Genomic DNA, 12,705 nt, shown 5'->3' on the forward strand with positions numbered 1-12,705 from the left:
TGCTGCATCATCAGAACGCGGCGTAGATTGAAACTGCGGCGAGCCTGATCCTCCTAAGCCAATCAAACGCTCGTGTTCCAAATCATTCGATGACGGACAATTTAGCGAACTGCTACCAGATTGGGTGCCGAGACACACTCGCGTGCATTTGTGGCATTGACCAATTTAGGCACGATATCTAGTTTGCTCAGATATGAAGCCGTTCATTAAATGGGCTGGCGGCAAACGCTGGCTAGTCGAAAAATCTGACTTTGAGTTACCTGAGTTTTCGGGGAGGTACATCGAGCCGTTTCTCGGCGGCGGAGCGGTGTTCTTTCATCTAAAGCCCTCGGAAGCACTTCTCTCCGACGTCAATCCAAAGCTGATCAACGTCTATCGTGCGATTCAAGGAGATTGGAGAAGGGTAGAAGAAGAACTCAAAGCGCTCCAACGTCTTCACTCTAAAGAGTTTTATTATCGAGAGAGAGACCGCAAAAGAAGAGCGCCGCACACAAGGGCAGCTCAATTTCTTTACCTAAATCGTACTTGCTGGAACGGTCTTTATCGTGAGAATCTGGCGGGTAAATTCAACGTCCCAATCGGCACCAAAACCCAGGTCCTAATGCCGGATGATGATTTTGAGGCTGCCAGCGGTTATTTGAAAAACGCCGATATACAGGTTTGCGATTTTGAAGAGACGCTTGCAAAGGCGGAAGCAGGCGACTTTGTTTTTCTAGATCCCCCTTATACCACGGCTCACAATACCAATGGTTTCATCAAATATAACCAAAACATCTTTAGCTGGAGCGACCAGATCCGACTTCGCGATGCGGCAACAGCTGCGGTCTCTCGAGGCGCAAAGGTCGTGGTGACCAACGCAAACCATGATTCTATTCACGAACTCTATTCCGACCTTGGGTGCGCAAAGATTGTCTCGAGAGCGTCGGTAATATCTGGGAAGAACAGCGGTCGAGGAAAGACCTCGGAAGCGTTGTTCGTATTCGATACTTGAATGATGCAATAATAGTTTAACCAGGAGTGTATTTTGGCATTTCTTGACTCGGCAGCGGAAGCAGATCTTCGAAGCAAGATATCTGGAGATTTCTCGCAGCTTGGAAAGATCTTCAAAGCTAAGTCGCAAAAATTTGAAACACGCTCGGTTGAGCACTCGCTTGTCGAAGACATGTTGAAGGAGGGTTGGGAGGAATACGGGTCACCCTTGGCCACAAGGACGCGCCTGCGACGACCTAAAAGCCATGATGTCCAATTTGAAGACGACATTTGGTGCCAACTTTATAAGCTGGGGTACCGTCAGTTCAGTGTCGTGCGAGACATCAAACTGCCATATGGAAAGGACCCCGAGGAGACAAAGGGGATCGACGTCCTGGCCGTCAATGACGACAGTATACTTATAGTTGAATGCAAATCAGCGGTGAAGCGTTCGAAGGCACCATCATTTAAGACAGAGTTCCAAGCCTTGAAACTGCGGCTCGATGGCCATCAAAAAGCTCTAGGGCAAATTTTTGGATCAGGAAAGAAAGTAAAGTTCCTCTTTGCCACCAGAAATTACAGAATTGGCCGCGATAGTTTGGCAGCAAAGATGCTGGAGGATGCAGGAGGTTATTTATACAATGATAATGCATATGAGTATGTGGATGGCCTGATAAAATCTTACAAAGATGCCGCCCATTATCAATTCATGGCGCTGATCTTTAAGAGCCAGGATATCAACAAGGACAGAATTGAGGTTCCGGCCATCGAAGGAAAGATGGGGACCAAAGAGTACTATATGTTTTCTTTGGAACCAGGAATGCTGCTGAAGTTAGGCTTCGTGCTTCATCGTACGCGTGCGAACGAAACAGAGATGCCAACCTACCAAAGGCTTTTGGTCCCAAACCGCCTCAAGGGCATAGGTAAGTTCATAGAAGAAGGCGGTTATTTCCCGAACTCTGTGATTCTAAATTTCAGTGAGAATCTTAAGAAAATTCAATTTGAGGGTCATAAGCGAGGGGCTCATTCCAAATCGCGAACTGGAACTCTTAAAATCCCAAATTCGTATGCCATTGCTTACATCATCGACGGGCAGCACCGAATCTACGGTTATGCGAACTCAAAGTTCAAGGACACTAACACGATTCCAGTTGTCGCCTTCAAGGGGCTGACTTCATCAGAGCAGCTCGAGATGTTCATGGACATCAACCAAAACCAAAAGGCGGTAAGTCCAACACTTAGAATAACACTTGAAGAGGACCTTTACTGGAACGCGAAGCGACTGGACTCTCGAATGAAGGCCCTGCGTTCATCAATAATCAGAAGATTGAGTGGGGATCAGTCTGGGCCGCTTTTTGGAAAGATTTCGCTGGGCGAAGATAAAGCCCAACTGAACGCTAAACCGTTCGCTGACGCACTTCTGAGATGTGGGCTCTTGCCGGAGGCTCGTGGAAATAGCTTCACTTTGGAAGGCAAAAATTGCTCGCTGTATGATACGAATAGTCAAGACCACCAGTCTGAAATGGAGAAGGCTAGAGAACGTGTGGTTGGCATGCTCAATTCTTGTTATGATCTTGCTGAGGACGTCCTCAAAGATGACCAGGAGACGTTAGAGAAATTCATTCTCTATAATCGTGGAACTTTTCCATTCATTAGTCTTGTTGGAAACCTCCATGAGTTCGCGGCACAGCAAGGCGAACTGAATATCTCCTCCAAAACTGAGGATCGCCTGGCTGCAATAGAGAAATACCTAAGAGCTTTGTTTGCTGCTCTTAAATCTATAAGTGACGATGACAAAGATCGCCTGCTGGGCAAGCTAGGTTCTGGAGCTGACATAACATGGCTCCGAACTTTCCAGGACTTCGTGCACAGGAAGTTCAAGGACTACTTTCCTGATGAATTAAAGGATTGGATGGAGCGGCAAGACCAAAAGCTTCAAGCCGAAGGTCGTGAGCTTGGAGTCGAGATAGAAAAGCATCTGAAGTCTGTGATCATTTCAAATTTGAAGTTGTGTTATGGGGATAATTGGGATCTCGAAATAGGTGCGATCCAGCGGGCCTGTGATCAACGAGCCAAGGAGCAGATGGAGAAGAACTATAAGGAAGGGCTAAAAAAATCACATGTTGATTGGACCGAGATGTTCACGATTTCGGACTATAAGAAAATTATAGAAAAGTACTGGGGTGCCAAGCCCGAAACTGAAATTGCAGGTTATAGGACATTTGAAGAGCGCTTCGCGCTCGATATCGGGCAAGGCTTCAATAGTAAATCTGATAAACTTAAATGGCTATCGTTCTTCGGGTCATATCGAAATACCTGGGCGCACGAAGGAACTAAGGAGAAAGGACTGAATCGGGAAGAAGTTAGCAACATTAGAAAGTTCTACGATCTTCTGGGAATTGCCAGCTGATACCCTAGCTGGTTCGGGGTTCCCTTACGCACCTGACATCGTTTTTGGTCGCTACGCGTGTTTTAGATGTGACTTTTTTAAGTGTTTGCAGGCTTTGCAGGCGGCCTATGTCAACGGTAACCGAAGTCTAAAATCTCAGTAAGTGTGAGCTAGTCGATGGCAGCGGCCATTAGTGGGGAGCGCACGTCCAACGTTTTCTGGTTCGGTCCAACATCGTCCAAGTGCGAGTCTTAAAATAATGTTTTAAACGTAATGTGTTATACGGTTTCAGAAGGGTGCGTCCGGTCACGTCCAAATCGTGGACAGCAAAATTTGTAATCAGCGGGTCCTCGTAAGAATGGCTTGCGAAGCCAAACAATGTAATTTCTAGATTGGGGGTATCATTGGGGGCACAGAATGATTTTTTTTGGAAAAAAAATTATTCAATGCAGATGGTTGCATCCCTTATTAGGTTCCGCCCCCGGCACCATTTAAGTCAGAGAAATGAGTGCTGGATATCAAACGCTTAGGTTCAATGTCTGGGCCTTTGGCTCGTCTGCAAGATGCTTGACCGAAAGTGTCCTGATTTGCGTGAAGATGCCATTTGACCCGGAGCATTCGACAGTAGTTGCCGTCTCAGGCCGAGCGCTCCGTCGCCTTTTCCGGTTCCGGAATCGTGGAATTGAAATGCAGGGCGCTTGCTCGGGTGGGATCTGAACAGATGGTTCGGTGCACAGAGTGGAGCGGAGTGCCCGCGATAGATCGGTTTGCGCCGGGCGAACCGCCAAGGTGTGCAAGATCAAGTCACACGTGTGCGTTGATCCTCGATCCCCATCGAGATTAACGAAGGTTCTTCGCGTTGGATGGTCTGAAAGCTTGCTTTGTCCTGCATCTTATCCCAATTGCTCAGGATCAGGCACTGCGCGACGGCTCCGCCCAGTGTGGTTCCCGGTCCAGTGACGATGAACATGTCGGGTGCAAACTCTTTCGCGGCTTGTGATACGGCCTTTGTGAAATCATAGGTTTCGGTCACCTGATGACCCAAGGTGTAGTCCCAAAGCGCGTCCAGATCACAGGCGCCGGGCCACCAGATCTGACCGCGGCCATCTATCATGGGCAAATTGGGTTGCCGGAACAGATCTGCGGCAAGGCGGGTACGACCGGCTTCGGCAACTGGGCGTTGCAGGTGTGAATGAAACCCTGCGTGGTTGGCCAGCCGCATCGGAAAGCGTTCCTGCACCACAGGCACCCTGTTTTCAAAGGCGGATAACCCAGCTTCAACCCCGGCCAGAACCAACATCCCGCCCAGATCAATTGACAGGGTGAGGGTCGCGCCAGTGCCGTCAATCTCAGCGACCAGAGCCAGCAGTTCGGCCTTGCGTTCCGGGTTCGGCTGCCAGTCGGCATCCATGAACGGATAGATCAACTGGCCGCCAATCAGGCTCTGCTGCATGAGTGTTCCCATGGTGTTGACCACCTCGAACCCTGCCTCGGCGGTCAAGGCACCCCCGCAGGCCAGGGCCGAATACCAGCCCATCGAGTTTCCGGTCACAGCCACCACGTCGATCTTCTCTGGATCAATGGCACGAAAATCGCCCAGCGTCGCGGCATAGATCAGGGCCGAGGCATTGTCGCCGCGCGTGTGCTTTGCCACGGAATACCGCGTTGCGCCGTCCAGTTCGCTTAGAGTTTCCTGACCCTGCGCGCGGCGCATGTCGTCGAATTGTGCCAGCAGGGCCTTGTCGATAAAATGGCGGCCCAGAACCCCCAATTCGGGTTTGTTATAGGTGCCGCGCCCCGGACAGATGACAACAGCGGTTTGTTTTGCTGACCTCATTTGCCCGTCTCCATCAGGGATCTTGCTGCGGCCTCGATGCTGTCTTTCGATGGCATGGTTGCGGCATAGGCCGGGCCGGTGGCGATAAAGCTGTCTTCGGCGGTAATACGTGCCATCGGCACATCTGTGGTTTCGTGGAAATGGGCCATCAGGGCTTCGGCCACGCCACCGTGATGCCGGGTTTCATCGACGATCAATATCCGCTTGGCGCCGCTTACGGCCCGGGTCAGCGCGTCTTTGGGCAGCGGTGACAACCAGCGCATGTCAATGATCCGGGTTTTTATCCCGTCGGCCTCGAGCGGTTTGCGCGCCTGATGGCTGAGGTATACGCCATTGCCAAAGGTGACAATCGCCAGATCGTCGCCATCTCCATCCACGCCGACCTCGCCGAAACCGATCCTTTCGGATGGGTCGGGGTAAGTGTGCATCCAGCCTGCGTCCCCGGCTTCGTGCAGGTCCCGCATCGGATAGAGTGCAATGGGTTCCAGAAACACGACCAACCGCTGTTCTTCCCGGGCCAGCCGCACGCATTCACGCAGCATTCGTGCAGCGTCGGCGCCGTTTGAAGGGCAGGCCAGGATCAACCCCGGAATATCACGCAGAACCGCGACCGAGTTGTCATTGTGGAAATGCCCGCCAAAGCCCTTTTGATACCCCAAACCAGCGATGCGCACGACCATCGGGTTGGTGTACTGGCCGTTCGAGAAGAAGGGCAGGGTGGCCGCTTCACCGCGCAACTGGTCTTCGGCGTTGTGAAGATAGGCCAGGAACTGGATTTCCGGCATGGGCGTAAACCCGTTTTGGGCCATCCCGATGGCGAGGCCCAGAATCGACTGTTCGTCCAGCAGCGTGTCGATCATCCGGTCGGGTCCGAAACGGGCCTGAAGCTTTTGCGTCACGCCATAGACACCGCCTTTGCGCCCGACATCTTCGCCCATCATCACGATCTCACCGTGTTCAAGCATCAGGTCGCTCAGGGCCCAGTTGATCAGGCGCGACATGATCTGGGGTTCAGCATGTGCTTTGAGGTCGCCGCCGAATACTTCAGCCCGATGTTCGGGTGTCGGGCCATTGGTCGGGGCGCAGGGGCGGGCGGGCGGGATCAGGCTGGCCATCACGTCACCTGCGGTTTTCAGGCGAGGGCGGGTGATCGCCTTGTCGGCGACGCGGGTGACGCGGTCGCAGGTGTCGGTGTATACCTTCAGCGCGTCATCCGCTTGCATCGCACCGGATTGTTCCAGCAGGCGGACGGAGTGCAGAAGGGGGTCGTTCGCCTCTTCGGCTTCGACCTCGGATTTTGGCATATAGGTGGTGGGCATGTCCGCCCCGGCGTGGCCATACAGGCGCACCGTGCGGATGTGCAGAAATGCGGGTTTCTTACGGCTGCGGACATAGGCGGCGGCTTCTTGTGCGACACGGTAGGTTTCGAAAATGTCGAGCCCGTCACACGTGAAATACTTCAGTCCCGGTCGATGAGAGAATGTTGCGGCAATCCAGCCTTGTGGTGTCTTGGTCGAAATTCCGATCCCGTTGTCCTCGCAGCAGAACAGCAGTGGCAGGGGAACCGACTGGTAAGACGTCCACTGCGCGGTGTTGAATGCGCCTTGCGCGGTGGAATGGTTGGCCGAGGCATCACCAAAGGAACAATAGACGATGGCGTCGTCCGGCATTTCCGCATGTTCGGGTTTGTGACGGCGGGCTGCCCCGATTGCATAAGCCGCGCCGACTGCTTTGGGCAGGTGGCTGGCAATGGTCGAGGTCTGCGGCGGGATGCAAAGCGCTTTTGACCCCAACACCTTGTGCCGCCCACCGCTGATCGGATCATCAGAGGATGAAGCGAAGGACAACAGAATATCCCATGTCGGGCTCTGCCCCGGCACCTGATCGGACCGGGCGATCTGAAAAGCGGCGTCGCGGTAATGTAGAAAAGCAGGGTCCGTCGGGCGCAAGGCTGCCGCCACGGCGGCCATCCCTTCGTGACCAGAGGAGCCGATGGTATAGAATCCCTGGCCCGCTTTCTGCATTGCCCGGCTTTGGCGGTCCAATGCACGGCTGAGACATTGCGCGCGATATAGCCCGACTGCTTCGGACGCTGTCAGTGGGCCAGACGGCGTCGCGCCAGCGGGGAAATCCCGTGCCGCAACCCGGCGCAGGAAGTTGTCATGCACAATGGTTGCGCGATCCATTTTTGTCGTCCTCAGGCGAAGGCTTGCAGGCCCGTTTGTGCGCGACCCAAGATCAAGGCATGAACATCATGCGTGCCTTCATAGGTGTTCACGGTTTCCAGATTCACCATGTGGCGGATCACGTGGAAATCCTGGCTGATGCCATTACCGCCGTGCATGTCACGTGCGTGGCGGGCGACCTCAAGTGCCTTGCCGCAATTGTTGCGCTTGATCAGACTGATCATTTCCGGCGCTGCGCGGGCTTCGTCCATCAGACGACCCACGCGCAGAGCGGCCTGAAGGCCCAAGGCGATTTCGGTCTGCATGTTCGCAAGCTTCAGCTGGAACAGCTGCGTTTGCGCCAAAGGGCGACCGAACTGTTTTCGGTCCAGACCGTATTGCCGCGCGGCGTGCCAGCAGGCCTCGGCTGCGCCCATCGATCCCCAGGCGATACCGTATCGTGCGCGGTTCAGGCAACCAAATGGCCCTTTCAGACCTTCGACACCCGGCAACAGAGCATCTTCCCCGACCTCGACATTGTTCATCACGATCTCACCGGTGATCGAGGCGCGCAGCGACAGTTTGCCTTCGATCTTCGGAGCTGAAAGACCGGGTGTGCCTTTTTCAAGAACGAAACCCTTGATCTTGCCGTCATGCGCGTCTGATTTGGCCCAGACAACAAACACGTCAGCAATGGGCGCGTTCGAGATCCACATCTTTGACCCGTTGAGGACATAGCCCCCATCAGTCTTTTTTGCGACGGTTTTCATGCCGCCGGGGTCCGAGCCTGCATCGGGCTCGGTCAGGCCAAAGCAGCCAATAGACTCACCGCTGGCCAGTTTCGGAAGGTATTTCCGGCGCTGTTCATCCGTTCCGTAGGCATAGATCGGATACATGACGAGGCTGGACTGCACCGACATCATCGAGCGGTAACCGCTGTCGACCCGTTCCACTTCGCGTGCGACCAGACCGTAAGTGACATAGCTGGCACCGATGCCGCCGAATTCTTCGGGGATAGTCGTGCCCAGAAGGCCCATTTGACCCATCTCGCGAAAGATTTCGGGGTCTGTTTCTTCATTGGCGAAAGCCTGGGTCACACGGGGCAGCAGTTTGTCCTGCGCGTAGGCGTTGGCCGCATCGCGCACCATGCGTTCGTCTTCGGCCAGCTGGTCTTCCAGCAGAAAAGGGTCATCCCAAGTGAAAGGGCCAAGCTGGGGGCGGGATTGTGGTTTCATGAGAGTTTCCTTTCTACAGCGGCTTTGAGACGTGCAAGCCCCGCTGCAATTGTATCTTGGGCATAAGCAAAGCTCAGGCGAAAATGTCCGGGCAACCCGAAGGCGCGACCGGGAACCAGAGCGACACCGGCATCTTCCAACAACCAGGTGCAGAAGTCAGCGTCATTTTTGAACGGTCCTCCCTGATCCTCAAGCAGTCCGGCGCAGGAAGGAAAGGCGTAAAACGCCCCGTCGGGTGCCGCGCAGCGCAAACCCGGAACTGCGTTCAACCCTGCAACCACCAGATTTCGGCGTTCTGAAAAAACAGCCCGGCGTTCTTTCAACAGGTCCGCGCTGCCGGTCAGCGCAGCAAGCGAAGCCCATTGTGCAATCGAACAGGCGCCCGATGTAACCTGCCCCTGAACGGCCACCATTGCCTTGATCAACTCGACCGGCCCGATCCCCCAGCCGATGCGCCATCCGGTCATGGACCATGCTTTGGCGACACCGTCGACGATCAACAGACGGTCGGCAAGGTCAGGGGCTGCCTCGGCCACTGATACAAACGGAGTAAAGCTGAGATGGCGATAAATCTCATCCGCAAGAACCCAGACCTGTGGATGCCAGGACAGAACAGATGAGAGGGCGGCGATCTCATCCTGTGTATAGATTGCCCCCGACGGGTTCGACGGCGTGTTGAGCATCAGCCAGCGCGTGCGCGGTGTGATTGCGGCCTCTAACTGTTTCGGCAGAAGCTTGAATCCCTGATCCATCGGGCAAGGCAGAATGACGGGCGTTCCACCCGCCATCCGCACTATGTCAGAATAGCTGGTCCAGTAGGGCGCGGGCATGATGACCTCGTCGCCGGGGTTCAGGCTGGCCAGCATGGCATTGGCAATCACCTGCTTGGCACCGGTGGACACAATGACCTGAGTCACTTCGGCTTTGGCCTGCCGGGCAACTTCGGCACGCAGGTCGGGCACCCCGGCCGTCGGCGGGTATTTCGTCTTGCCGTCCAGCGCTGCCGCGTGGGCAGCTTCGACCACATGGGGCGGGGTGGGCAGGTCAGGCTCACCGGTCGACAATGCCAGAACATCGCGCCCTTCCGAACGCAAGCGTGCGGCGGCCTCGGAAATCTGCACGATTTCGGACAATTCGATACCGTTTAGTCGGTTTGCGCGGTGAAACACTGTCAATCTTCCTCTGGAGGTGACTGAGGTTCTATCTGCAAAGTAACTTGATAAAAATACGCTGTTTTGTATCGTTTCTGTGACTAAAACTCATAAGTGATATGCCCAGAATCAGCTCCCTCCCGTCTTTTGCCCTCATGCGCAGCTTCGAGGCTGCCGCGCGCCACGAAAGCTATACCATGGCAGCAGAGGAGCTTGGTGTGACGCAGGGCGCGGTTAGCCGCCAGGTGCGTGAACTTGAGGCTGCGCTGGGGGTGACGCTGTTTCGCCGGGTCGGGCGTGCCGTTCGCTTGTCGAAAGCGGGTCGCGCTTTGTTTGAAGAACTTGCAGGCGACCTAGAGCGGCTGAACGGTACGATCAATCGTGCGATCGCGGCCGGTGACGGTGCGTCGTTGCTGACCTTGGCGGTCCTGCCCACCTTTGCTACACGGTGGCTGGTGCCAAGACTGCCGGATTTCAAGCACCTGCATCCGGGGATCGAACTGGATTTGCATTCCTACACGACACCGTTCAGCCTGGAAGAGCGGCGCGTGGACCTTGCCATTCACTTTGGCCACGAAGACTGGCCCGGTGCGCGGCTACGCAAGCTGTTCCCGGAAAAACTTGTCGTGGCAGCCGCGCCCGTGTTGTTGGGCGACCAACGGCCTTTCGAGGAACAGCATGTGTTCGATCTGCCGCTGTTGCATCTGACCTCACGGCCCGGGCTATGGTCCGAGTATCATGCCAGCCTTGGGCTTGACGCCAGAGCGGTTTTTCCAGGGATGCGCTTTGATCAGTTCTCGATGCTGATCGAAGGCGCAGTTGCAGGGCTTGGGGCTGCGATTTTGCCGTCCTACCTGATCGAGGCCGAGTTGGCGTCGGGCGCGCTGGTCCAGACCGGGCAATTGGTGAATGCCTCGGGCAGCGCATATTTCATTGCAACGCCGACCGGGCAGAGGAACGAAGCCGTACAAGCATTTGCGGACTGGATCATCCGGCAAACGAAAAGGCATTTGTAAGGGTGCGGGCGCGACAGAAGGGTTACAGCATCCGGATGCCCTGCATGGTCAGGATGATTGCCAGATCCTGCTCGTAAAGCTCTGTAAATGCGTCAACGATGTCTGCGTTCCAGCCGGGCAGATCAAGTTCTTCTTCGACCTCATCGGGCCGGGCATAGTCCTCCAAAACCCGCGCAAGGTCTTCGCGTTGAGCGTCCTTGTCGAGGCCGACGCCGCCCCGCACGATGTCCAGAACATGCTGTTGACCGGTTTCAGTCAGAAGCGACGACAGCAACGCATATTCATCCACCAGAGGAGCGTCACCGGGCAGGCCCGCCATTGCGCGCGTGATATCCCCCAGAATCAGTGGCAAATGTTCGTTCTTCCACAAAGTGAGCTGCACCTGAGGTGCAAGATCGCGCAGATCTTCGATCATACTCAACCAGCTCAGGCAACTCAGATCGGTGCTGGTCAGAATCTCCTGCCGGTGATCTTCATGGATCGACATCAGGACCTTGGGTATGAAAAAACCGGGGTTCACCAGACCGACAAATATTTCGACCTGAGCATCGTCCAGCAAGGTCTGCACATAGGCTGTCCGCTGCCCGGCAAAAGGGTAAATCTGTCCATGTTGCAGGGCAGAGCGTGTTGGGCCAAAGAACTTGTCGTTCGAGAGGATGACACGATCAACATTTGGATCATCCGGAAGAAGGGCGTGCAGCCCGTCCTGTGTTTCTGCATCAGACAAATCCTGAGCAAGGGCATCAGACAGAACCTTGACAAACTGACGTCCGCCGCGCGGTCCCAAGATCACAGCACGGCAATCCGCCAAGGCCTGCTTGTTTGCCGAGAGCGAGGACAGCACTTGCCCTTCATCGGCGAAAGCGGCCCCGGCATGGATTACTACCTGCATCTTTTGTCCTTTTTCCCTCAGGGGCTGGGTCCATCCCATTCCATGTCTTTGCGTCGCGTGAAAATCTGCAATGAACCAACCGTGCGGTTTCTGCACTTTCTCAGGAAATCGGGCAATCCCCAAGTTTGAGTTAAAAATGAGGGTTGCAGTCCTCTGTCGGACGAAGTAATCGACTGCCAGTGCCCCTATAGCTCAGCTGGTAGAGCAACTGATTTGTAATCAGTAGGTCCGCGGTTCGAGTCCGTGTGGGGGCACCATTAAATCACTGAAATCTCTTAAATATAAGCGTTTTAAAGCGCATTCTCTGGATTCGAAGGTGACACACGAGGCGACGCTATGCCTCTAGCCATCGCTGAATTTGGAGCGGTTATGATCTCAGCAAATTCTTTTCTCAGAAGAAAGAGGGCGGTGTTTACTATTTTCGGAGGCGAGTTCCCGACGATGTTCGTAAGCATTATCCAAACCTCAGTACCTTAAACCACAGTGATGCTTGGGTTTGATATTCGGCCTGTAGACACTTGTTTAGGACGATTGTTATGGGATTAGCGACTGGAAGCTCCTTGAGCAGCTACCAGATTTGAAAGAAGTGCAGGCTGCTGAAATTGGATTGGTATCAAGCATGAGTGATGAGTTTCAAAGAAAAGTCTTCGTGGACTTGGCCATCACTTTTTGGCTTTTGGCTAAGTCGATGTAAAAAGGCTCAACGAAAGTACTAAAGGAACGTCTGCTGCGGACCAGCCTCTGTAGCTCTATGGTTCACAATCGTTTTGCGGTTCGTTTGCTAAGCTAGAGAAGTGTCTCCGGTGCGCAGTGGCGCATTTCTGTTGTTCACGACGTTAGAACAACAGATTGCGGCGACAAACTTATTCACACGTACTTCGAGCAGCTAAAGAGTATATGATGAAAACTCTAAATCTGTCCGGTAGGCGCTGACTTCAGACACCTTAACATGTCCGTCATCGAATGATTTGGAACACGAGCGTTTGATTGGCTTAGGAGGATCAGGCTCGCCGCAGTTTCAATCTACGCCGCGTTCTGATGATGCAGCAAG

Annotated in this window: 9 protein-coding genes and 1 tRNA gene; 5 read left to right on the top strand and 5 right to left on the bottom strand. The window is 54.3% G+C overall.

The features are described 5' to 3' along the window. Nucleotides 1–193 precede the first annotated feature (193 nt). Entirely contained in the window at nt 194–991 is a 798-nt protein-coding gene (locus tag ACR0DS_RS19850) for a DNA adenine methylase (protein WP_480560765.1), read from the top strand. A 33-nt stretch (nt 992–1,024) separates the two neighbouring features. Next, the gene (locus ACR0DS_RS19855; protein ID WP_480560763.1) at nt 1,025–3,379 is read left to right on the top strand and encodes a DGQHR domain-containing protein; all 2,355 of its coding nucleotides are present in this window, start codon (nt 1,025–1,027) and stop codon (nt 3,377–3,379) included. Nucleotides 3,380–4,157: 778 nt separating this feature from the next. Here ACR0DS_RS19855 and ACR0DS_RS19860 read toward each other — a convergent pair. The 4 genes from ACR0DS_RS19860 to ACR0DS_RS19875 are packed head-to-tail and all read right to left on the bottom strand — an operon-like array spanning nt 4,158 to nt 9,764. Continuing rightward, nucleotides 4,158–5,195: an ACP S-malonyltransferase gene (locus tag ACR0DS_RS19860; RefSeq protein ID WP_480560762.1), complete on the bottom strand. Its 1,038-nt coding sequence runs from the start codon at nt 5,193–5,195 to the stop codon at nt 4,158–4,160. After that, the gene (locus tag ACR0DS_RS19865) at nt 5,192–7,381 is read right to left on the bottom strand and encodes a dehydrogenase E1 component subunit alpha/beta (RefSeq protein WP_480539476.1); all 2,190 of its coding nucleotides are present in this window, start codon (nt 7,379–7,381) and stop codon (nt 5,192–5,194) included. Before ACR0DS_RS19865 ends, ACR0DS_RS19860 begins: the two co-directional genes overlap by 4 nt. Nucleotides 7,382–7,392: 11 nt before the next feature. Continuing rightward, on the bottom strand, nt 7,393–8,595 hold the full coding sequence (locus tag ACR0DS_RS19870) for an acyl-CoA dehydrogenase (RefSeq protein ID WP_209508024.1): 1,203 nt from the start codon (nt 8,593–8,595) through the stop codon (nt 7,393–7,395). After that, nucleotides 8,592–9,764, bottom strand: a complete 1,173-nt coding sequence (locus tag ACR0DS_RS19875; RefSeq protein ID WP_480560767.1) for a pyridoxal phosphate-dependent aminotransferase — start codon at nt 9,762–9,764, stop codon at nt 8,592–8,594. Before ACR0DS_RS19875 ends, ACR0DS_RS19870 begins: the two co-directional genes overlap by 4 nt. Before the next feature lie 137 nt (nt 9,765–9,901). Here ACR0DS_RS19875 and ACR0DS_RS19880 point away from each other — a divergent pair, with 137 nt between their 5' ends. Next, entirely contained in the window at nt 9,902–10,762 is an 861-nt protein-coding gene (locus ACR0DS_RS19880) for a LysR substrate-binding domain-containing protein (protein ID WP_480473568.1), read from the top strand. A 22-nt stretch (nt 10,763–10,784) separates the two neighbouring features. On the opposite strand, the gene ACR0DS_RS19885 is transcribed toward ACR0DS_RS19880, so the two are convergent. After that, nucleotides 10,785–11,654 (bottom strand): hypothetical protein, encoded by an 870-nt coding sequence (locus ACR0DS_RS19885; protein WP_480560760.1) that lies wholly within the window; start codon nt 11,652–11,654, stop codon nt 10,785–10,787. Between the two features lie 181 nt (nt 11,655–11,835). On the opposite strand from ACR0DS_RS19885, the gene ACR0DS_RS19890 reads away from it, so the two are divergent. After that, a tRNA-Thr gene (locus tag ACR0DS_RS19890) sits at nt 11,836–11,911 on the top strand. Nucleotides 11,912–12,010: 99 nt separating this feature from the next. Further along, nucleotides 12,011–12,154: a DUF6538 domain-containing protein gene (locus tag ACR0DS_RS19895; RefSeq protein WP_480484539.1), complete on the top strand. Its 144-nt coding sequence runs from the start codon at nt 12,011–12,013 to the stop codon at nt 12,152–12,154. Nucleotides 12,155–12,705 lie beyond the last annotated feature (551 nt).

It is taken from the genome of Ruegeria sp. AF5 (assembly GCF_056541905.1).